This is a genomic window from Curvibacter sp. Hmag1.1 (assembly GCF_059769165.1).
Genome location: NZ_JBMBGX010000002.1, coordinates 3,570,230 through 3,589,337, shown reverse-complemented (window position 1 = coordinate 3,589,337; position 19,108 = coordinate 3,570,230). Strand labels below are relative to the sequence as shown.

The following is a 19,108-nucleotide window of genomic DNA, read 5'->3' as shown; positions in this document are numbered from 1 at the left end:
ACTCGGGGAATCCCCATGGACGAGTGTAGATGACATGGGGATTTCCTCCGTCAGTGTCAATTCAACAGCTGCTTACTTGAAAGCGATGGGCTTGCCAGCGCCATCCTTGATTTCGCCCCAGGACTTCTGGATGGCGGCAACCACAGCTGGAGGCATAGGCACGTAATCCAAATCTTCAGCAGCCTTGGCACCGTTGGTGTAAGCCCAGTTGAAGAACTTGAGGGTCTCAGAAGCGTTAGCTGGCTTGTCTTGTTTCAGGTGCATCAAGATGAAGGTAGCGCCGCTGATAGGCCATGCATCCTTGCCGGGCTGATTGGTCAGAATCTGGTAGAACGTCTTGGTCCAGTCAGCACCTGCAGCCGCTGCCTTGAAAGTGTCATCTTCAGGCTTCACAAAGTTGCCGGCAGCGTTTTGCATGATGGCGTAGTTCAGCTTGTTTTGCTTGACGTAGGAGTACTCCACGTAACCCATGGAATTGGGCAGGCGTGCCACGAATGCAGCCACACCTTCGTTGCCCTTGCCACCTGCGCCTACAGGCCAGTTCACCGCTGTACCTTCACCCACTTTGGACTTCCACTCGGCGTTCACTTTGCTCAAGTAGTTGGTGAAGATGAAGGTGGTACCGGAACCATCCGCACGGCGCACTTGGGCGATAGGAGCGTCTGGCAGATTCAAGCTGGGGTTCAAAGCCTTGATAGCAGGATCATTCCACTTGGCCACTTTGCCCAAGTAGATATCGCCCAACACTTGGCCGTTGAGCTTCAGGGTGCCGGGTTCGATGCCCTTCACGTTAATCACGGGAACCACACCACCCAAAACGGTGGGGAACTGCATTTGACCCTTGGATTTCAAAACGTCGTCAGTCAAGGGAGCGTCAGAGGCGCCGAAATCCACGGTCTTGGAGTCGATTTGTTTGATACCACCACCGGAGCCGATGGACTGGTAGTTCACCTTCACGCCAGTGGCCTTGTTGTAGTCAGAAGCCCACTTGGAATAGATGGGTGCAGGGAAAGAAGCGCCTGCACCGGTGATTTCCTGAGCAGAGGCGAAACCGGAAGCAGCCAGAGCAGCACTTACTCCGGCAGCCAAGGCGATGCGTTGAAATGTCAATGTCATGGGAAGCCTTTAGACGTAGGGTTGGAAAATTCGAACAGGTTGAACTTTAAGAATCTTTTATGACAAGTATGTGACGAAGCGCATCCAATGCAAAGGGGCAAACAAAGGAGCTTCGCCAAGCCCGATTTTCAAACTTTTGTCACAAAACTGACGCAAAAGATACTTACGCTCTGCGGTTTTCAACCTTGGAGCCCGCCATGTCCGTATTCGACCTCTCCCGCCGCACACTCATCGTCGCAGCCACTGTCCTGGCCGGCTTGAGCGGTTGCGCCACCGTGTCCCAGCCCGTCAGCGTGGCTGACACCATCGCCCGCACCCCTTCTCTGAGCACCCTGAACTCCCTGGTGTCCAAAGCCGGACTTACAGAAGCGCTCAAAGGCGCGGGCCCATTCACCGTGTTTGCGCCCAGCAACGACGCATTCAAGGCTGTGCCAGCCAAAACCCTGGACGAACTGGCCGCCAACCCTGAAAAACTCAAGGCCGTACTGACATTCCACGTGGTGCCGGGCAAGCTGGCTGCTGCGGACATCAAAAACAGCAATGTGAAATCGCTGAATGGCGCAGTTCTCGCAGTTTCCAAGGCCGGAACTTTTGTCACCGTAGAGAACGCTGCCGTGACCGACGCTGACCTGCTTGCCACCAACGGCGTGGTGCACGTGGTCGACACCGTGTTGTTGCCGCCGGCGAAATAAGTCTTTAAGCAACAAGCAAATGAGCTGCTGGCGCACATAGAACGTGCGCCAGCAGCTATTCTTTTTATAGCAATCCAATTACTACATGTTCCAGACGTCGTACCGCCTGACCCGCCGCTCCCTGCTCGCCCAAATTACCCTGGGCAGTTCTTCCCTTGCAGCGCCTGCCGCTTTTGCGCAGGGCAACAAGGCAGCTTCCGCTTCCAATGGCCCCGTGGTTGTGCAAGTGGTGGACGTGTCAGCCTCACAAATCGACGTTTCCCGGGACTTTCTGGTCGGATCCCGCGCTGCCTGGCAGGACCTGAATGCGCGCGGGGGTATCCGCAACAAGGCGGTGCGTCACATGGTGCTGGAAGTGGATGGCAGCGCCAAGTCCTTGCGGGGCGTGGCGGACGCGCTCAAGGGCATGAACGAATGCGTCGCTGCCGTCGGCACTGTGGGCGACAAAGTGGCTGCCCAGTTAGCTGCTGTTCTGCGACGGGAACTGCCCGATTTACCCCACGTAGCGCCTTGGCTGCACAACCCCGGTGATGGCGCCGATAACACCTTCAGCATTTTTGCCACACGGCAGGAGCAGATTGCCTACGCCATCAAGTCGCTCTCTGTCATGGGCGTGCAGGAAGTAGGCGCCGTATATGGCAGCACCTCGGAATTGGCCACCTACCGCGAAGACGTGGAGCGTGCCGCCGCCGAGCTCAAACTCAAGGTCCGCACCTACGCGCCCACGACCACCCTGGACAGCTTGGCCACCACTCTCAATGCCCAAAGCCCGCGCATCCTGATTTTTCTGGGCGGCACGCCGGAACTGGCCCAATTCGCCCAAGTTATCGAAAAGCAGGCCGCTCAGCGCTACATCGTTGCCATGTCGGATGTGAATGTGGTCGCTTTGCAGCAATTTGGCGTGTCACGCTTCACCCCCGTGATCGCCACCCAGAGTGTGCCGGCCGTGAACAGTAACCTGCCCATCGTGCGCAACTACCGCGAAGTGCTGGGCCGCCTGTATGACGAGCCGCCCACCGCCCAAAGCCTGGCCGGCTTTGTGTCGGCACGCTACTGTGCTGAGATGCTCCAGACGGTAGAAGGCAGCCTGAACCGCCCCAATGTGTTTCAGGCCTTTGCCAAACGCCAACCCCTGGAACTCGCGGGTTTGCGACTGAACCCGGACACCCGCAAACGCACCGGTGTCCTCGTCACCCAAAGCATGTTGGGCGCAGACGGCAAAATAGTGGGCTGAATTTCTACCCCCGCTTTGTGCAGGGGTACCATGCACACCACGCCGATTAATCTTTTCACCTGACTTATTCATGAACAACGGAAACCGCCTGGCTGCAGTGGACTTGGGCTCCAACAGCTTCAGGCTCGAAATCGGACGGGTGGACCACGGCGAATTCCAGCGCACCGAATACCTGAAAGAAACCGTGCGCCAAGGGGGCGGGCTCGACGAAGAGCGCAACCTCACCCCGGCCGCCATGCAGGCCGGATGGGAATGCTTAGCGCGTTTCGGGGAGCGTTTGGCGGGCTTCAAGCCGCACGAAGTCAAAGCCGTTGCCACCCAAACCTTGCGTGAAGCCCGCAACCGCGACGTGTTCCTGGAAAAAGCCAACGCCGTGCTGGGTTTTCCGATCGACGTGATCTCCGGCCGGGAAGAAGCCCGTCTGATTTACCAAGGCGTGGCACACATGCTACCCGCCAGCGATGAACGCCGACTGGTCATTGATGTGGGAGGCCGCTCCACCGAACTCATTCTGGGACAAGGCCTGGTGCCTGGCACCATGGAGTCCTACCGCGTGGGCAGCATTGCGTGGTCCAAACGCTACTTCCCGGACGGCACCTTCTCCCGCAAAGCATTTGAGATTGCCGAAGTCGCCGCCAAAGCAGTATTGGACGAAGCATTCGATGCCTACCACCCGGACCTGTGGGACACCGCATACGGTTCCGCAGGCACCGTGGGCGCCATTGGCGATGTGCTGGTGGCCGCCGGCTGGCCTGAAGGCGTACTAACCCAGGAGGGCTTGGACTGGCTGCTGGAGCGACTGGTAAGCGCGCAAAGTGCGGACCGCCTGCGTATCGCCGGCATGCGCGAAGACCGCCGCGCCATCATTGGCGGTGGCCTGAGCGTGATGCGGGCCATTTTCAGCCTCTTGGGCATTTCAGAAATGCAACAAGCGACCGGTGGTTTGCGCCACGGCCTGATCTGCGACTTGACTGGCGGCGCTCGCGACTACGGCGACTTGCGTGCCAAGAGTGTGCAACGGCTGGCTGCCAAATTCAGTATCGATACTACCCACGGCGCTCGCGTGGGCAAGGTCGCTACCCAATTGCTGCAACAGGTACTTGGCACCTACGAAGCGGCGGAACCGGAGCGGCTGCTGCGCAAATTGGCCTGGGCTGCGGAACTGCACGAAATCGGCAGCCATATCTCGCACAGCGACTATCACAAGCATGGGGCCTACATTCTGGATAACGCAGATGCTGCCGGCTTCTCGCTGTCAGAGATGCACCGCCTGAGCCTGCTGGTGCTGGGGCACCGCGGCAAGCTGCGCAAACTGGAACCGGTGCTCACCCAGGATGATTTGGTGCTGCAACTGATTTGCCTGCGCTTGGCAGTGATTCTGTGCCACGCACGACGCGACCCGGACCTCAAGGGCATGACCCTGGCAGCCGGACCTGCAGGCAGCCACGAGGTGCATTTGAATTGCCGTACGGCTTGGGCGACTGCTTACCCGCAAAGTGCCCACCTGTTGCGGGAAGAAGAGCTCGCATGGCAGAAAACGCCATGGACTCTGCACATCAGCGGAATCTAGGCCAGCACTGTTTCGTGTAAACCGGTAGTGGACAGTTTGGCCTCGTGCTTGGCCATGGCGGCCAGGTTGGCCACGTCCTCCGCACGGGTGAAGTGCTGACCGTCAACCACCACAGCACCGATGGACAAAGTGGTACATGGGAAAAACCGTCGTACCCCGTGCCTGTCCTCGGCTTCGATGCCCCCCGCCGCACGCGCTTTGTCGTCAAACAGGGCGCGGGCCCGCTCGGCAAACTCGGCCACCAGACGTTCGCAGCGTTCACGCCAGTCGGTACTCTGGAACAACAAAATAAAGTCATCGCCCCCCACGTGCCCCAGGAAATCCCGCTGGGAATCACATTGCTCCATGGCGATACGGGCAAGCAGACGAATCATCTCGTCGCCCCGCCAATAGCCGTAATAGTCGTTGTAAGGCTTGAAGTGATTCAAATCCGCGTAACAAGCCACAAAGCACGCCTGCTTCTTGAGAAGGCGTTCGATATGCTGGGTGATGGGAATATTTCCCGGCAAAAACGTGAGTGGATTGGCGTGCCGGGCGGCTTCAATGCGCGTCTCGGTCACCGAGCGCACCAGCTGGTCTCCGGTGCCCAAGCCCACATAGCGACCGTTCTCTGTAGCAATAAAACCATCACTCAGGTAGCGCTGATCCTGTGAGGTCAAAATGCCCACCAGCTCATCCACGCTGTGTTCCCGCTCAATCAGGCGGGGCTCAGGGTTGGCGTGCACCACACAGGGTTTGCGGCCCCACACCTCGCGGTAATACAGCTTGGTGTATTCGTTCATGAACTGTGCCCTGTTGATAATGCCCACAGGACGCTCGCCCTGCAGCACTGCCACCGCATGCAAAACCGGGTTTTCCAAAAATATCCGTGCCAGCGTGTCATTGTTGGTGTCGGGCGTCACGGTAGGCGCCTTCAGCAGCGACAGGCTGCGCAAATGCCCACCCTGCGAAATGCGGCCCAGCTCCGGCAGTACTACCACCTGACGCTCTGCCAATACACGCCGGGGCTCTTCCGGCAAAGTTTGTAGCGGACTCCCCTCAGGGCGCCCCAGAAAATAGCCTTGGCCGTACTCAATGCCCACGTCTCGCAGCACCCGCAAGTCTTCGGCGGTTTCAATGCCCTCCGCGACCAGGGCGGTACCAAAGATGTTGGCAATTTGCTGCAGCGCTTGGATGGTTTTGAGCTTGTCACCATGGGCGCTGATGTTGCGGGTGAAGTACTTGTCAATCTTCACTACCTCCGGCTTGATCTGGGACCAAAGACGCAAGCTGGAACGGCCATCACCGAAATCATCCAAGGCGAGAGACAAGCCCGCAGACCGGACCTCATTCACCACCTCGGCCAGACGATCCATGTTCTCCACACGCTCGTGCTCGGTAATCTCCAACACCAGCATGCGGGGGATCACATGGAAATCCTGAATCCAAAGCAGCAAGCCTTCGCGCCCACGCGAATCAAAGGCCTTGATCAGCGCCTCGGCACTGATGTTCACAAACAAGCGTCCCGCGGTTTTGAGGCGCCCCCAGCTGCTCAGGGTTGCAGCAACACAGGCGGTCTCCAGTTCATAGGAAAGACCTTCCTGGACCGCGGCAATCAACAACTTGTCCGGAGTGTGCAGAGCACTGCCTTGAGGCCCACGGATCAGAGCCTCATGTGCATAAACAGCCCCATCATCCAATTTAATGATGGGTTGGAAAACGGGGTACAACGCATTGCGTTGCAGTATTGCCTCCAGGGGTCTTGGCCCGCTGTTGGTAGGCATGTTGCCCTTGACCAAACGCAACTGGGTTGACTGCATGGCGAGCTTCCAAACGACGTAGGGGCCGCGATTTTCCCGCCGATGAATGACAGTGAAGTGACAAAACCTCTTCATCCCTGCCCGATTCATGTTGAATCCCGGGTGCTTTCATTCACACAAAACGTGAAACGGTATAAACTGTATATACCGTTTAGCAAAGGAGTTCCCTGCATGACAACTACCGAACAAAATCCAACTATCACCCCCACAGTTACTGCTGAGCAAAGTGCTGCACCTGCAAAAACTGCAGCGAAGCCGGTAGCCAAAGCAGTGCCAAGCAAGCCTGCTAAAAAAGACATCGCCAAACCTGCGACCAAGCCTGTCAAGAAAGTAGCTGCAAAGCCCGCTGCAAAAGCTCCCGCCAAAGCGGCCCCACAGGCCGTTGCAAAGGCAGCACCCAAAGCTGCCGCTAAACCAGCTACGACGCCAGTAGCTGCCAAAGTCACTACCAAGCCGGCCGCTAAAGCTGCCAAGCCTGTTGCAAAGCCAGTGACCAAACCTGTGGCAAAGCCAGCAGCCAAGGCGGCCACCCCAAAAGTGGAAAAAGCGAAGAAACCCAAAATGGTTCGTGACAGCTTCACCATCCCCAAGAATGAATATGACGTGCTGGATGTGTTGAAAATGCGTGCCGCCAAGCTGGGCAGCCCGGTCAAGAAGACCGAACTGATCCGCGCCGGCATGAAAGCCATCGCCGCCCTGGGCGACGCAGGTTTCAAGGCTGCCCTTTCCGCAGTGCCCAGCCTGAAAACCGGCCGCCCTGCCAAAGGCAAAAAGGCCTGATTCAGGCCTTTGCTGAGTGCGCTGACGGGGTCACAGCACCTCGGGTGACTGCACCGTCACCACCACCGTTTGCCCGACGCCGTCGCGCTCCCGGTGGCGCAGCCACCAGAGTGCGCCCTTCTTCACGGCGCACTCGCTCTCGTTCAAACCCAGCAGACGGGAAATCGTCTGCCCCAATGTCGGTTGGTGGCCGACCACCACCACACATCCTTTGGCATTGGGCCACTGCACCAAGCGCAATAAATCATCCACATTGCTGAGCGGCGCCAAGGAAGAGTGCGTCTTGTACTTGCGCTGCAAAGCCATGGCCGTTTGCTCGGTGCGGGTTGCCGGGCTGGCCCAGATCCTCGCGCCATCCGGCAGTTGCCGGTCCAGCCATGCTGCCATGCGAGCAGCTTGCTTTTCGCCTTTGCTGGTCAGTGAGCGCAGCATGTCGTCACCGACCAGATCAAGGTCTATGGCCTCTGCGTGCCGCCACAAAATCAGGTCCATGCCTTGGTTCCCCCCTCAGCGTTTCTCGAAGCGGCCGTAGCGGTCCATCAGCGCTTTTTGAGCGCTATGGGCGTTGCCCTGCTCCACCGAGCCATTGCGGTAGTACAGCCCGTCCGCGTGCATGTCCCAGGCGTCCACGCCGTCATGCAAATAGGCCACAAGGCATTCATCGACCAAGCGTTGCCGCAAGCCTTCATCCGTGACCGGCCACGCCACTTCTACACGGCGCACCATGTTGCGGTTCATCCAGTCTGCACTCGAGAGGTACAGCTCGTCCACGGCATCGATACGGAAGTAAAACACCCGTGAGTGCTCCAACAACCGGCCAATGACCGAGCGGACCCGGATGTTGTCGGTGTAGCCCGGCACTTGCGCCGGGAGAATGCAGGCGCCCCGCACGATGACGTCAATCTTGACACCCTGCTGACCGGCAGCGATCAGGCTTCGGACCAGTGCCTCGTCCGTCAGCGAGTTCATCTTCGCCACGATGCGAGCGTCTTTCCCGGCCGCTGCGGCACGGCCCAGCACGTCGATCTTGGCAATCGTGTTGCGGTGCAAATGGAAAGGGGCCATCCACAGTTTGGACAAACGCGGCAGCTTGCTCTGACTGGCCATGTGCACGAACACATGCTCCATATCGGTGGTGATGGAGGTATCGGCAGTCAGGTGGCTGATGTCGGTGTACAGACGCGCCGTGCGCGGGTTGTAGTTACCGGTGGACAAGTGTCCATAGCGCTTGAGGTTTTTACCCTCACGGCGGGTGATCAGCATCATCTTCGCGTGGGTTTTGAGGCCCACCACCCCGTACACCACTTGGGCGCCAATGGACTCGAGCATCTCCGCCCAGTTGATGTTGGCTTCTTCGTCAAAGCGGGCTTTGAGCTCCACCACCACTGTCACCTCTTTGCCGCGGCGCACGGCCTCCCGCAGCAACTCCATCAGCTCGGAATCTGAGCCCGTGCGGTAGATGGTTTGCTTGATGGCGAGCACCTTGGGGTCGTTCACCGCTTCGCGCAGGAAAGACAGCACACCATCGAAGCTTTCATATGGTTGGTGAATCAGGATGTCCCGCTCTTTGAGCTGCTCAAAGATGGAACGCCCAGGATGCATCTGAACCGGAAAGTTAGGCTTGTACGGTGCGAAGCACAAATCGGGACGTTCAGCCAGGTCAATCAACTGCGTCAAGCGCACCAGGTTCACCGGGCCATGTACCCTGTAAAGCGCCTTGGCTGGCAACTCAAACTGCTTCAGCAAAAAGTCTGCAAGGTGCTCGGAACAACCTGCAGACACCTCCAGGCGAACAGCCTGCCCGTAGTGCCGGTGCTCCAGTCCTTGACGCAGCGCCATGCGCAGGTTCTGCACGTCGTCCTCGTCCACCGCCAGATCAGAATGCCGCGTCACGCGGAATTGCGAAAACTGCCAGACCTCCCGTCCGGTAAAGAGCTCGGCCAAGTGCGCACGGATGACGCTGGAAAGTGACACAAACGAGGCCTTGGCCCCCGCCACCTTGTCAGGCATGCGGATAAGGCGCGGCAATACCCGCGGTACTTTCACAATCGCGATTTCGTTTTCGCGACCGAAGGCGTCTTTGCCGGTCAAACGCACAATGAAGTTGAGCGATTTGTTGGCTACCTGCGGAAAGGGGTGCGAAGGGTCCAGCCCCACCGGGATCAGCAAGGGGCGCACTTCTTTTTCAAAGTACTGCTTCACCCAAGCACGCTGCGCCGCATTGCGCTCGCCGTGCGACATGATGCGGATGCCTTGTGCCTCGAAGGCCGGCATCAGTTGTTCGTTGTACAGCGTGTACTGGCGGCTCACCAGCTTGTGCAGCGAGTCAGCCAAACGGTCAAAGCTGGCCACCGAGTACTGGCCTTTTTCGTCGCGGGCACGTGCGGCGCTCAAATGCGGTTCTGCGCGGACTTCAAAGAACTCGTCGAGGTTGCTGGAGACAATGCACAGGAAACGCAGGCGCTCCATCAGCGGCACGTCTTCACGCACCGCCCAGTCCAGCACGCGCTCGTTGAAAGCTAAAAGACTAAGGTCGCGGTCCAACAGACGAGGGTCTGCAATGGAGGAGCGATCCTGAAAAGAGGTCCACATAGCGTTTTTCAAATGACTGATAGATGTCAGATTTTTGACGCTTCAGATGACATATTTATGACGTCTACCGCACCAACCGCTGCGCGCTGAAGACGTGTGCCGGCGCGGGCAGGAACCAGATGGCCCGCAAACATGAGCGAAGCATACGCCCAACTGAACTGCAGGGCCCGGCTGCGTGCTTCATGGCGTGGGACGCTGAGCGCACCATACCAGGCTTGCTGCAAATCACTGTGCGTTACGCCGCCCTGTGGTGGCACACCCACCACTTCGGTCGGGCCCTCCACCGGGTAGGCGGCTACCGGTGTGCCGCAGGCCATGGCCTCCAACATCACCAACCCGAAGGTTTCGTGCTGGCTGGGCATGACAAATACATCGGCCGCGGCATACACCTGCGCCAACTCGGCACGTGGCAACACCCCCAACCAACGCACCATGGGATAGCGCTCGCGCAGGTCTTTTTCCAACGGCCCGACGCCGCATACGACCTTGGTGCCCGGCACATCGAGCTTCAAAAAGGCTTCGATGTTCTTTTCATACGAAGCCCGGCCTACAAACAAGGACACGGGTCGTGCCATCGCGCCCAGAGGCGCGTACACCTGCGGAGCATCCTGGTAGTTGAAGAGGTGGGTATCCACTCCATGCGTCCAGCTCTGCAAATTGCGAAAGCCTTTGTCATGCAGCAGGCGCAGCATGGCGGAGGTCGGCACCAGCACACCGGAAGAAGGTTTGTGGAAATGCCGGAACAGCGCATAGCCGATCCACAAAGGCACTTTGAGTGCAGCCTTCAGAATCTCGGGAAACCGGGTGTGATACGCCGTAGTGAACGCCAAGCCGCGCTTGCGGCAGTAACTCCGTGCAACCCAACCCAGCGGGCCTTCGGTGGCCAGGTGGATGGCATCTGCATTGGCGGCGTCCAGCATTTCAGCCAGGGGCTTGGCCGGGCGCACCGCGATGTCGATGCCGTCGTGGCCGGGGCAAGGCCGGGTGCGGAACAAACCGGGGTGGATGACTTGCACCGCATGCCCCAAGGACTCCAGCTCGCGCACCAGCTCAACCAGCGTGGTTACCACGCCGTTCACCTGCGGGAGCCAGGCATCCGTTACCAGAACCAATTTCATGCCACGGTTCCCTGCAAGGGTGCAGGCAACAAGGCAGCTGCCGGTTTGGCGGGTGTGTCGCCCCATTGGACCAATTCCAATTGACCGTCCATATGCTCTACCAGCGCGGTGCGGCTCTCCACCCAGTCACCATCGTTGCAATACAAAGTGCCGTCAATCGTGCGCATTTCAGCGCGGTGGATATGGCCGCACACCACGCCGTCGTGCCCCCGGTTGCGGGCCTCTTGTGCAACGGCCTTTTCAAAGTCCGTCACGTAATTGAGGGCCATCTTCACTTTGTGTTTCAAGTAGGCCGAAAGCGACCAATAGGGCAGCCCCAGGCGGGCACGCCAATGGTTCAAATGGCGGTTCATCCGCAGGGTGAATTCGTAGGCATAGTCACCGGTGTAGGCCAGCCACTTGGCGCGCTGAATCACCGCGTCGAAATAGTCGCCATGGGTGACCCAGAGCTTTCGCCCGTCGGCGGTGGTGTGCACCGTGTCATCGTGCACTTCGATGCCGCCGAACTGGTGGCCCACAAACGCGCGGGCAAACTCGTCGTGGTTACCGGGAATGAACACCACACGGCAACCCTTGCGGGCGCGGCGCAACAGCTTTTGCACCACATCGTTGTGGGCCTGGGGCCAGAACCAGCGGCGGCGCAATTGCCAGCCGTCAATGATGTCGCCCACCAGATACAGGTTATCGCTGGGGTGGTGCTTCAGGAAGTCCAGCAGCGGCTTGGCTTGGCAACCAGCCGTGCCCAAATGGATGTCTGACACAAACACCGCGCGGTAGCGGCGGTGGCCCACATCATCGTCGGTATCGGGGCCTTCGGCGCCCGTCACCAATCCATGCAAGTTGGCTCCCAGGGCGTCGAATGTGCTGCGCATTACGCCCCCAGGAAGTGCTTGCGGTAACGGGCCGGCAGGTCTGCGATGCGCATGAGCATCGGCAGGTCTGCGGTATTGAAATCCGGGTCCCAGGCAGGCGCGCCCAGCACTTTGGCACCCAAGCGCAAGTAGCCTTTGATCAATGCAGGCGGCTCCACGTCCAGTGTGCTGTCCAGCTGTTCAATCGGCAATGGCAAGCGGGGACGCACGTGGTAGTCAATCGGTGCCAGGTGGGTGGCTTGCACCTGGCGCCAGATGCTGGCTGCAACATCGCCGCTCACCACACCGTTGTGCAGCATGGGGATGCTGGCGCAGCCGATCATGGAGTCCAGCTGGTTGCGCACCATGAACTCCGCCAACGCGCCCCATAGCGCCATGATGACGCCGCCGTGGCGGTGATCCGGGTGCACGCAGCTGCGGCCCAGTTCCACCATGCGCTCACGCAAGGAACGCAGCCGGGTCAGGTCGAATTCGGTGTCGCTGTAGAAGCTGCCCACGCGCTTGGCCTGGGCAGGGGTCAGCACGCGGTAGGTGCCTATCACTTGACCGGTGGCCTGGTCGCGCACCAGCAGGTGCTCGCAGAAGTTGTCAAACAGATCGACATCATGTCCGGCCAAGGGAGTGTTCAGGCGGGCACCCATCTCGCCGGCAAACACATCAAAACGCAGGCGCTGGGCGGCACGCACATCGTCCTGATGGCGGGCCCACTGCACTTCAATGCCGGTGGCGCGCTCGGCCAGTTTCAGGGCAATGGGTACCGCTGCTGCCGGCATGGCGGGTGCCTGGATGGTGGGCGAAGCCAGCGTGGGCGTGGTGTGGATGGCGGTACTTGTCATTGTTATCCCCTTCTGTGAGTGCGGTTTCAATGAACATGAAGTGTGGTCAGACGCCATGACCCGGACGTGGCAGTTGCGTGAAGTTTTCGTGACATGCCATTCGTCAGGTCGATCAATTCAATATTTCAAGTATTATTGAAATATGAACACTGACATCGATGCCGCTTCGAACGAAGCCCGGACTCTCAAAGCCCTGACCGCCCTGGCGCAGGCCCAGCGCCTGCGCATCTTCAAGGCACTGGTGGTGGCCGGGCAGGACGGTTTAACCCCCGGCGTACTGGCGGAGCAACTGGGCTCCACGCCCAGTGGCCTGTCGTTTCACCTGAAGGAACTGGCCCACTCTGGCCTGATTGACAGCGAACAGCGCGGACGCAACCTGATTTACCGCGCCAACTTCGCCCGCATGAACGGCGTGCTGGCCTACCTGACCGAGCACTGCTGCCAGGGCGCTGCCTGCGAGGTGAGCATCACGGCCAATGCTTGCACCACCTGCTAGAGATAGCAAATATCAAATCTGCTTCCAGCGCACATAAAACATGCGCAAGCAGCTCCTGAATTCATAGCAAAACTTTCATTTACGTTCCACTCGCAAAGGAAGCCACCATGTCTGCCAAACCCCTCAACGTACTCTTTTTGTGCACCCACAACTCGGCCCGCAGCATCCTGGCCGAGGCCACTCTCAACCACATAGGTGGCGGCCGCTTTCAAGGCTTCTCGGCAGGCAGCAGCCCGCGCGAGAACCAGCAGCCCAACCCCATCGGCCTGCAAACCCTGCGCAACGCCGGCATCAACGTGGAAGGCCTGCGCAGCAAAAGCTGGGACGAGTTCGCCCTGCCCGACGCCCCCCACATGGACCTGATCATCACCGTCTGTGACAACGCCGCCGGCGAAGTCTGCCCCTTCTGGCCCGGCAAACCCGCCACCGCCCACTGGGGCTATGCCGACCCGTCCGCGGGCGACGGCAGCGATGCCGAAATGGCTGAAGCCTTCAAAAACACCCTGCACGCCATCCATCGCCGATTGGAGCTGTTGGTTAACCTGCCGGAAGAGAAGCTCGATGCCATGGTGCTCCAGCGCACGGCCAAGGAGTTGGCAACAGCATGAGCGAACCGACTCCACTGTCCAAGCAACTGCTTGCAGAGTTCACAGGCACCGCCGCCCTGCTCTGCGCCGTCATAGGCTCGGGCATCATGGCCCAGCGCATTAGTGGTGGCAACGACGGCGTAGCGCTCTTGGCCAACACCCTGGCCACCGTGTTCGCACTCTACGTCCTGATCGAAAGCCTGGGCCCCATCAGCGGCGCGCACTTCAATCCGCTGGTAACCCTGGTCATGTGGTCAAAAAGGCAGCTAGCGCACGCCAATAGTGCGCGAGCAGCTACGCTTTTTATAGCAGCCCAACTCTCCGGCGCGGTGGCGGGTGCAGCCCTGGCCAACGCCATGTTCGAGCTGCCGCTGCTGCACTTCAGCCAGCACCTGCGCGGCGGCTGGGACGCTGCCGGCCAACTCACCGGCTGGGGCCAATGGGTCGCCGAGGCGGTCGCCACCGGGGGGCTGCTGTTCACCATCCTGCGCGCACCCGAGGGCAAAGCGCCCGCACTGGTGGCCTGCTACATCGGCGCGGCCTACTGGTTCACTGCCAGCACCTCGTTTGCCAACCCGGCGGCCGTCATGGGCCGCATGTTCAGCGACACCTTTGCCGGCATCGCCCCGGCCAGCGCTATCGGCTTTTTGCTGGCGCAAACCGTGGGCGCGGCCCTCGGCGTCGCCTTGGCCCACGCACTTTCCCCCAAGAAGACTTCTGTATGAGCATCACCATTTTTCACAACCCCGCCTGCGGCACCTCGCGCAACACATTGGCCATGATCCGCAACAGCGGTGTGGAACCCACAGTCGTTGAGTACCTGAAAACCCCGCCCACCAAAGCTCGCCTGCAGGAATTGCTGGCGGCCATGGGCACCGGCCCCCGCGAGCTGCTGCGCGAAAAAGGCACGCCGTATGCCGAGCTGGATCTTGCTAACGAAAAGTGGACCGACGACGAGCTGCTGGACTTCATGCTGGCCCACCCCATCCTCATCAACCGCCCCGTGGTGGAAACACCCCTGGGCACCCGCCTGTGCCGCCCGTCGGAGCTGGTGCTGGACATCCTGCCCCAGGCCCAGCAAGCCGCCTTCACCAAAGAAGATGGCGAAGCGGTGGTGAATGACAAAGGCCAACGTGTCTGATTTGCTGAGCACCCTGCCCCAGCTGGAGGCCGCGCACTTCCGCCTGCTGGATGCCGCCGCGCTGCGCCCGGCACCGTCCACCCATGCGCCCCGCATCGCGCTGCTCTACGGCTCGCTCCGGCCCCGGTCCTTCAGCCGGCTGCTAACCGAAGAAGCCGCCCGCCTGCTGCAGGCCATGGGGGCTGAGACCCGCATCTTCAACCCCAGCGGCTTGCCCCTGCCCGACGACGCACCCGACACCCACCCCAAGGTGCAAGAGCTGCGCGAGCTGACGCAGTGGAGCGAGGGCATGGTCTGGACATCGCCCGAGCGGCACGGCGCCATGACCGGCATCATGAAAACGCAGATCGACTGGATACCGCTCAACAGCGGCGCAGTGCGTCCCACCCAGGGCAAGACGCTGGCAGTCATGCAGGTGAGTGGCGGTTCGCAGAGCTTCAACGCCGTCAACCAGATGCGCGTGCTCGGCCGCTGGATGCGCATGGTCACCATCCCCAACCAAAGCTCGGTCGCCAAGGCGTTTATGGAATTCGGCGACGACGACCGCATGAAGCCATCCAGCTACTTTGACCGCGTGGTCGATGTGATGGAGGAGCTGATGAAGTTCACCCTGCTCACCCGCGACGCGACGCCCTATCTGGTGGACCGCTACTCGGAGCGCAAAGAGAGCGCTGAGCAACTGATGAAGCGGGTAAATCAGCGTGGCCTGTAAGCCATGAACGCACTTCAGCTCCTGCAGCACCCCACCCGCCACCTGTTCTTCACCGGCAAGGGGGGCGTGGGCAAAACCTCGCTGTCCACCGCCTGCGCCATCGCGCTGGCCGACAGCGGCAAGCAGGTACTGCTGGTGAGCACCGATGCAGCGAGTAACTTGGACGAGATGCTGGGCATCACCCTGGCCAACACCCCGGTGCATGTACCTGGTGTGCCCGACTTGTCGGTGCTCAACATCGACCCCGACAACGCGGCCCAAAGCTACCGCGCCCGTGTGCTGGCGCAGATGGACCCTACCAGTACGGAGGCCGAGCGCAGCCAGGTGCAAGAGCAGTTGTCCGGTGCCTGCACCACCGAGATTGCCGCATTTGACGAATTCGCCAACCTGCTCAGTGGCGACGCTGCAGGCTATGACCATGTGGTGTTTGACACCGCGCCCACCGGCCACACATTGCGCCTCTTGAGCCTGCCCAAAGCCTGGACCGGCTTTCTGGCAGATAACGACCGGGGCGCGTCCTGCCTCGGGCCGCACTCGGGCCTGAAGATGCAGGAAGCCCGCTTTGCCCAAGCCTTGCAGACCCTGAGCGACGCAGCGCAAACCACCGTGGTGCTGGTCACCCGGCCGGATGCGGGTGCGATTGCCGAGGCCGCGCGCACCTCTCTGGAGCTGCAAGACTTGGAGCTACATAACCAGCGCCTGGCCATCAACGGGGTGTTTCATGCCAGTGCCCCGGGTGATGCGGTGGCGACAGCCTTTGAAGCACTGGGTGCCCAAGCCTTGGCCGCCATGCCGGCGCACTTGCAAGCCTTGCCGCAAGACCAGATTGCGCTGCGGGCGTTTGACACCGTGGGCCTGTCTGCTCTGCGTGCACTTCTGTCTAACAAAGAACCAGTAGCTCGGGTGCAACCCGCAGCGGCGCATGCAGGTATCCACCCTACCCATACCCTCTCTGCGCTGACCGACGCACTAGCTACCCAGGGCCGTGGACTCATCATGGTCATGGGCAAAGGCGGTGTGGGCAAAACCACCATTGCCGCTGCCATCGCCGCAGGATTGGTGCAACGTGGTCACTCGGTGCACCTGAGCACCACCGACCCCGCCGACCACCTGCAAGTGACGGTGGATGGCAAGCTGCCCGGCCTGAAAGTGGACCGCATAGACCCCAGGGCAGAGACGGAAAAGTACATCGCCAAAGTGATGGCTGCCAAGTCACCCGGCTTGGATGCTGAGGGCATTGCGTTGTTGCGCGAAGACCTGCAGTCCCCCTGCACCGAAGAGGTGGCCGTGTTCCACGCGTTCTCGCGCATCGTGAGCGAGGCGCGCAGTGCCTTCGTAGTGCTGGACACCGCGCCCACTGGCCACAGCCTGCTGCTGATGGACGCCACCGGCGCTTATCACCGCCAGATGCTGCGTGAGTACGGGGATGCCAACCCCGGCCGCCTGGTCACTCCGCTGATGCGCCTGCAAGACCCCAACCACACCAAGATCGTGCTGGTGACATTGCCCGAAATCACGCCCGTGTCGCAAGCGGCCGCGCTGCAGGACGACCTGCGCCGCGCCAAGATTGAGCCCTATGCGTGGGTCATCAACAAAAGCATGTCCGCAGCCGGCACACGCGATCCGCTGTTGGCAGCACGACTCGCCGGAGAAGAAAAGCAGATGGCCCGGATTGCCCACGGTCTGTCTCAGCACAGCTATGTCGTGCCCTGGATGGCCGAGCGGCCGGTGGGGCTTGCCGCACTGGGCACATTGACTACGCTATCAAAAACATAGCTTTTCGCGCATATTCATCGGGCGCTACAGGCAACATTTATTCAAAATCTGGCAGCTGCCTTGCGGAAACCCAGTCGCTTCAAACGCAGCGCCGCCGCACATGCCAGCGTCACACCGAGCAGCACTTCCGCCCAGATCGTGAGGTTGGTTGCCAGCGTGTGCTCCGAGCACAGGCCCAGGGTGTAGTGCAACAGACCATCTACGCCCAGCAAACCATAAACCACCAACAAAACGGCTGCCCACCGACACAAGCCCAAGCGGCTGGCGATCAAGGACAGGCCGCCCACTGCGGCTACTGTCAACCAGGCCAGATACACCGACTCCCGCGTCATCCACACCGGCAAGCCGGGATAGAACGCGATGTATTCGGCGTTATGCGCAAAGTGCGTGAGGCTGGCAAGGGTGTAAAGGGCAAACAACAGTTGCATGGGAAAAATCGCTTTCAGGCAGATGCCATCACTCAGCCGAGTCGTGGGGCCAGCATCAAGGCGTAGAGCCAGATCAGACTGAATCCAACAGGCAGCAGCAAGGGTGTGATCCGCACCAGCCCATGCACGCGGGCACCGACGACATGGCCAAGGGCGTTCGTACGCTGCGGCACGGTGGTGCGTTCGTAAACATCGAGCGCCAACAACTCGGCAGCAGATAGCTCCAGCTCGCCACGAGCACGGCGAATGAGGTGGGTCTGCTCCCGCAGATACATATCTTGGGCCCAGGTGGCTGCGTAAATGGAGGTGAAGATGATCCCCGACAGCACGATGGCGGCAATCGGCAGGGCCCAATGAAAGAAACCGGGCCAGCCGAAGTGGGCGTTCCAGGAGGTGGCGTAGGCAGTCAGCAAAAAAGCCTGTGAGGTCACATACCAGGTCACTCTGCTGGCGATGAGGGTGTTTTCAGCTTGTACCGCGTCTTGCAAGGATTTCAAAGCATCCGCCACGGTCAAGGATTGGCTGCTGGACATCGGGTGTGCTGCGCTCAGTGGTCTTTGTTCGTGATGACCTTGTCACCCCTGCGCGGCTTGCCCGCGCGACCGGCTTTGGACCAGTCGTAGTCCTCGCCGTCCGGGGTTTTTCCGTCCACCACGGCGTCGACGCCCTGCTTGCCCACGTTTTGCGGGTTCTCGCTGGCCATGGTCACAAAGGTGTAGCCGGCATCGCGCTTTTCCTTAGTGATCTGCAAGGCCTGTACCAGGTCAGCGGTCTCAGCGCCGTGGGATTGGCCCTCGGTGTCGGTCCAGTAGATTTTGAACATGGGGAGCCCTCTTCCATTCAGCGTTTGGCTGGTCAGTCCAGCCACTTTTGCATGAAGCCGGCCTGCCCCATCGCGGGGTCCAGTTCGTAGTAGGCAAAGCCCACTCGGCGATACAGCTTTTCGGCGCCCGTGTTGCCCGACAGCACTTCCAGCGTGAGCTTGCAGGCGCCGCGCTCGCGTGCGATGTGCTCTACCAAGTCCAGCATCTGTTCCCCGATGCGTTGGCCGCGGTAGCCCGCCAGCACGGCTACATCGTGCACGTTGACCAGTGGTAGGCATTTGAAGGTCGAGAATCCTTCGATGCAGTTCACCAGACCCACGGGCACGGAATCGTCGGTAGACGCAAAGGCCAGCACGCTGTAGGCCTGTGGACGCGCCGCCAATGCCGGCACCAACTGCGCCTTTGCAAAGTCGCTCAGGGGCTCACCGCCACCCATGGGGTCGCTGGCGTATGCGTCCAGCAGCATGACCAGCGCCGCTGCATGTACAGGGTTGGCGTAATTAGCACGCACGACGCGAATAGGGTGACTCATGAC

Annotated in this window: 21 protein-coding genes; 10 read left to right on the top strand and 11 right to left on the bottom strand. The window is 60.3% G+C overall.

Annotated elements, in window-relative coordinates; translation table 11 throughout:
- Nucleotides 1–72: 72 nt before the first annotated feature.
- Nucleotides 73–1,116, bottom strand: a complete 1,044-nt coding sequence (pstS, locus tag ACOAP0_RS17415) for a phosphate ABC transporter substrate-binding protein PstS (RefSeq protein ID WP_087497074.1) — start codon at nt 1,114–1,116, stop codon at nt 73–75.
- A 197-nt stretch (nt 1,117–1,313) separates the two neighbouring features.
- On the opposite strand from pstS, the gene ACOAP0_RS17410 reads away from it, so the two are divergent.
- The 3 genes from ACOAP0_RS17410 to ACOAP0_RS17400 all read left to right on the top strand — a co-directional run bounded on the left by ACOAP0_RS17410 (nt 1,314) and on the right by ACOAP0_RS17400 (nt 4,612).
- Nucleotides 1,314–1,808 (top strand): fasciclin domain-containing protein, encoded by a 495-nt coding sequence (locus tag ACOAP0_RS17410; protein ID WP_498377457.1) that lies wholly within the window; start codon nt 1,314–1,316, stop codon nt 1,806–1,808.
- An 85-nt stretch (nt 1,809–1,893) separates the two neighbouring features.
- Nucleotides 1,894–3,042 (top strand): ABC transporter substrate-binding protein, encoded by a 1,149-nt coding sequence (locus tag ACOAP0_RS17405; protein WP_498377456.1) that lies wholly within the window; start codon nt 1,894–1,896, stop codon nt 3,040–3,042.
- A gap of 70 nt (nt 3,043–3,112) precedes the next feature.
- The gene (locus ACOAP0_RS17400) at nt 3,113–4,612 is read left to right on the top strand and encodes a Ppx/GppA phosphatase family protein (protein WP_498377455.1); all 1,500 of its coding nucleotides are present in this window, start codon (nt 3,113–3,115) and stop codon (nt 4,610–4,612) included.
- Here ACOAP0_RS17400 and ACOAP0_RS17395 read toward each other — a convergent pair.
- Nucleotides 4,609–6,411, bottom strand: coding sequence for a GGDEF domain-containing protein (locus ACOAP0_RS17395; protein WP_498391479.1), 1,803 nt, complete (start codon nt 6,409–6,411; stop codon nt 4,609–4,611). The genes ACOAP0_RS17400 and ACOAP0_RS17395 overlap by 4 nt on opposite strands.
- Nucleotides 6,412–6,582: 171 nt before the next feature.
- Between ACOAP0_RS17395 and ACOAP0_RS17390 the strand changes: the two genes are divergently transcribed.
- A complete protein-coding gene (locus ACOAP0_RS17390) occupies nt 6,583–7,191 on the top strand; it encodes a hypothetical protein (RefSeq protein WP_498377453.1) in 609 nt (202 codons plus the stop codon).
- Between the two features lie 30 nt (nt 7,192–7,221).
- Here the strand turns inward: ACOAP0_RS17390 and ACOAP0_RS17385 are convergent, their stop codons facing one another.
- The 5 genes from ACOAP0_RS17385 to ACOAP0_RS17365 are packed head-to-tail and all read right to left on the bottom strand — an operon-like array spanning nt 7,222 to nt 12,546.
- Complete coding sequence (locus ACOAP0_RS17385; protein ID WP_313866194.1) at nt 7,222–7,683, bottom strand: SixA phosphatase family protein; 462 nt, start codon at nt 7,681–7,683, stop codon at nt 7,222–7,224.
- 15 nt (nt 7,684–7,698) lie between these two features.
- Nucleotides 7,699–9,783 carry a polyphosphate kinase 1 gene (gene ppk1, locus ACOAP0_RS17380; RefSeq protein WP_498377452.1) on the bottom strand — a complete coding sequence of 695 codons (2,085 nt, stop codon included), beginning with the start codon at nt 9,781–9,783 and terminating at the stop codon, nt 7,699–7,701.
- A 26-nt stretch (nt 9,784–9,809) separates the two neighbouring features.
- Nucleotides 9,810–10,901, bottom strand: a complete 1,092-nt coding sequence (locus ACOAP0_RS17375; protein ID WP_498377451.1) for a glycosyltransferase family 4 protein — start codon at nt 10,899–10,901, stop codon at nt 9,810–9,812.
- Nucleotides 10,898–11,773 (bottom strand): UDP-2,3-diacylglucosamine diphosphatase, encoded by an 876-nt coding sequence (locus ACOAP0_RS17370; protein WP_313866191.1) that lies wholly within the window; start codon nt 11,771–11,773, stop codon nt 10,898–10,900. Before ACOAP0_RS17370 ends, ACOAP0_RS17375 begins: the two co-directional genes overlap by 4 nt.
- On the bottom strand, nt 11,773–12,546 hold the full coding sequence (locus tag ACOAP0_RS17365; protein WP_313869372.1) for a GNAT family N-acetyltransferase: 774 nt from the start codon (nt 12,544–12,546) through the stop codon (nt 11,773–11,775). The genes ACOAP0_RS17370 and ACOAP0_RS17365 overlap by 1 nt, the downstream gene beginning before the upstream one ends.
- Nucleotides 12,547–12,751: 205 nt before the next feature.
- Here ACOAP0_RS17365 and ACOAP0_RS17360 point away from each other — a divergent pair, with 205 nt between their 5' ends.
- The 6 genes from ACOAP0_RS17360 (at nt 12,752) to arsA (ending at nt 17,321) form a co-directional block, all read left to right on the top strand.
- A complete protein-coding gene (locus ACOAP0_RS17360; protein ID WP_313866190.1) occupies nt 12,752–13,105 on the top strand; it encodes an ArsR/SmtB family transcription factor in 354 nt (117 codons plus the stop codon).
- A gap of 107 nt (nt 13,106–13,212) precedes the next feature.
- Nucleotides 13,213–13,713 carry an arsenate reductase ArsC gene (locus ACOAP0_RS17355; RefSeq protein ID WP_498377450.1) on the top strand — a complete coding sequence of 167 codons (501 nt, stop codon included), beginning with the start codon at nt 13,213–13,215 and terminating at the stop codon, nt 13,711–13,713.
- On the top strand, nt 13,710–14,417 hold the full coding sequence (locus ACOAP0_RS17350) for an aquaporin (protein WP_498377449.1): 708 nt from the start codon (nt 13,710–13,712) through the stop codon (nt 14,415–14,417). Before ACOAP0_RS17355 ends, ACOAP0_RS17350 begins: the two co-directional genes overlap by 4 nt.
- Nucleotides 14,414–14,833, top strand: a complete 420-nt coding sequence (gene arsC, locus ACOAP0_RS17345; RefSeq protein WP_498377448.1) for an arsenate reductase (glutaredoxin) — start codon at nt 14,414–14,416, stop codon at nt 14,831–14,833. The genes ACOAP0_RS17350 and arsC overlap by 4 nt, the downstream gene beginning before the upstream one ends.
- Nucleotides 14,811–15,545 carry an arsenical resistance protein ArsH gene (gene arsH, locus ACOAP0_RS17340; RefSeq protein WP_498377447.1) on the top strand — a complete coding sequence of 245 codons (735 nt, stop codon included), beginning with the start codon at nt 14,811–14,813 and terminating at the stop codon, nt 15,543–15,545. Before arsC ends, arsH begins: the two co-directional genes overlap by 23 nt.
- A gap of 3 nt (nt 15,546–15,548) precedes the next feature.
- A complete protein-coding gene (gene arsA / locus ACOAP0_RS17335; protein ID WP_498377446.1) occupies nt 15,549–17,321 on the top strand; it encodes an arsenical pump-driving ATPase in 1,773 nt (590 codons plus the stop codon).
- A gap of 41 nt (nt 17,322–17,362) precedes the next feature.
- Here the strand turns inward: arsA and ACOAP0_RS17330 are convergent, their stop codons facing one another.
- Genes ACOAP0_RS17330 through ACOAP0_RS17315 form a run of 4 tightly spaced genes read right to left on the bottom strand, consistent with a single transcriptional unit; the run spans nt 17,363 to nt 19,105 of the window.
- On the bottom strand, nt 17,363–17,749 hold the full coding sequence (locus tag ACOAP0_RS17330) for a hypothetical protein (RefSeq protein WP_498377445.1): 387 nt from the start codon (nt 17,747–17,749) through the stop codon (nt 17,363–17,365).
- A 32-nt stretch (nt 17,750–17,781) separates the two neighbouring features.
- The gene (locus ACOAP0_RS17325; RefSeq protein ID WP_498377444.1) at nt 17,782–18,282 is read right to left on the bottom strand and encodes a hypothetical protein; all 501 of its coding nucleotides are present in this window, start codon (nt 18,280–18,282) and stop codon (nt 17,782–17,784) included.
- Nucleotides 18,283–18,296: 14 nt separating this feature from the next.
- On the bottom strand, nt 18,297–18,572 hold the full coding sequence (locus ACOAP0_RS17320) for a hypothetical protein (RefSeq protein WP_498377443.1): 276 nt from the start codon (nt 18,570–18,572) through the stop codon (nt 18,297–18,299).
- A 32-nt stretch (nt 18,573–18,604) separates the two neighbouring features.
- Nucleotides 18,605–19,105, bottom strand: coding sequence for a GNAT family N-acetyltransferase (locus tag ACOAP0_RS17315; RefSeq protein WP_498377442.1), 501 nt, complete (start codon nt 19,103–19,105; stop codon nt 18,605–18,607).
- Between the last annotated feature and the right edge of the window lie 3 nt (nt 19,106–19,108).

What these genes read in the sequence shown, in the direction of transcription:
- ACOAP0_RS17385 (WP_313866194.1), bottom strand. Translation starts at nt 7,683, where the DNA reads ATGGACCTGATTTTGTGGCGGCACGCAGAGGCCATAGACCTTGATCTG.
- ACOAP0_RS17315 (WP_498377442.1), bottom strand. Translation starts at nt 19,105, where the DNA reads ATGAGTCACCCTATTCGCGTCGTGCGTGCTAATTACGCCAACCCTGTA.
- ACOAP0_RS17355 (WP_498377450.1), top strand. Translation starts at nt 13,213, where the DNA reads ATGTCTGCCAAACCCCTCAACGTACTCTTTTTGTGCACCCACAACTCG.
- ACOAP0_RS17410 (WP_498377457.1), top strand. Translation starts at nt 1,314, where the DNA reads ATGTCCGTATTCGACCTCTCCCGCCGCACACTCATCGTCGCAGCCACT.
- ACOAP0_RS17405 (WP_498377456.1), top strand. Translation starts at nt 1,894, where the DNA reads ATGTTCCAGACGTCGTACCGCCTGACCCGCCGCTCCCTGCTCGCCCAA.
- arsC (WP_498377448.1), top strand. Translation starts at nt 14,414, where the DNA reads ATGAGCATCACCATTTTTCACAACCCCGCCTGCGGCACCTCGCGCAAC.
- ACOAP0_RS17320 (WP_498377443.1), bottom strand. Translation starts at nt 18,572, where the DNA reads ATGTTCAAAATCTACTGGACCGACACCGAGGGCCAATCCCACGGCGCT.
- ACOAP0_RS17360 (WP_313866190.1), top strand. Translation starts at nt 12,752, where the DNA reads ATGAACACTGACATCGATGCCGCTTCGAACGAAGCCCGGACTCTCAAA.
- ACOAP0_RS17375 (WP_498377451.1), bottom strand. Translation starts at nt 10,901, where the DNA reads ATGAAATTGGTTCTGGTAACGGATGCCTGGCTCCCGCAGGTGAACGGC.
- ACOAP0_RS17350 (WP_498377449.1), top strand. Translation starts at nt 13,710, where the DNA reads ATGAGCGAACCGACTCCACTGTCCAAGCAACTGCTTGCAGAGTTCACA.
- arsH (WP_498377447.1), top strand. Translation starts at nt 14,811, where the DNA reads ATGACAAAGGCCAACGTGTCTGATTTGCTGAGCACCCTGCCCCAGCTG.
- ACOAP0_RS17365 (WP_313869372.1), bottom strand. Translation starts at nt 12,546, where the DNA reads ATGCCGGCAGCAGCGGTACCCATTGCCCTGAAACTGGCCGAGCGCGCC.
- pstS (WP_087497074.1), bottom strand. Translation starts at nt 1,116, where the DNA reads ATGACATTGACATTTCAACGCATCGCCTTGGCTGCCGGAGTAAGTGCT.
- arsA (WP_498377446.1), top strand. Translation starts at nt 15,549, where the DNA reads ATGAACGCACTTCAGCTCCTGCAGCACCCCACCCGCCACCTGTTCTTC.
- ACOAP0_RS17325 (WP_498377444.1), bottom strand. Translation starts at nt 18,282, where the DNA reads ATGTCCAGCAGCCAATCCTTGACCGTGGCGGATGCTTTGAAATCCTTG.
- ACOAP0_RS17395 (WP_498391479.1), bottom strand. Translation starts at nt 6,411, where the DNA reads ATGCAGTCAACCCAGTTGCGTTTGGTCAAGGGCAACATGCCTACCAAC.
- ACOAP0_RS17400 (WP_498377455.1), top strand. Translation starts at nt 3,113, where the DNA reads ATGAACAACGGAAACCGCCTGGCTGCAGTGGACTTGGGCTCCAACAGC.
- ACOAP0_RS17390 (WP_498377453.1), top strand. Translation starts at nt 6,583, where the DNA reads ATGACAACTACCGAACAAAATCCAACTATCACCCCCACAGTTACTGCT.
- ACOAP0_RS17330 (WP_498377445.1), bottom strand. Translation starts at nt 17,749, where the DNA reads ATGCAACTGTTGTTTGCCCTTTACACCCTTGCCAGCCTCACGCACTTT.
- ppk1 (WP_498377452.1), bottom strand. Translation starts at nt 9,783, where the DNA reads ATGTGGACCTCTTTTCAGGATCGCTCCTCCATTGCAGACCCTCGTCTG.
- ACOAP0_RS17370 (WP_313866191.1), bottom strand. Translation starts at nt 11,773, where the DNA reads ATGCGCAGCACATTCGACGCCCTGGGAGCCAACTTGCATGGATTGGTG.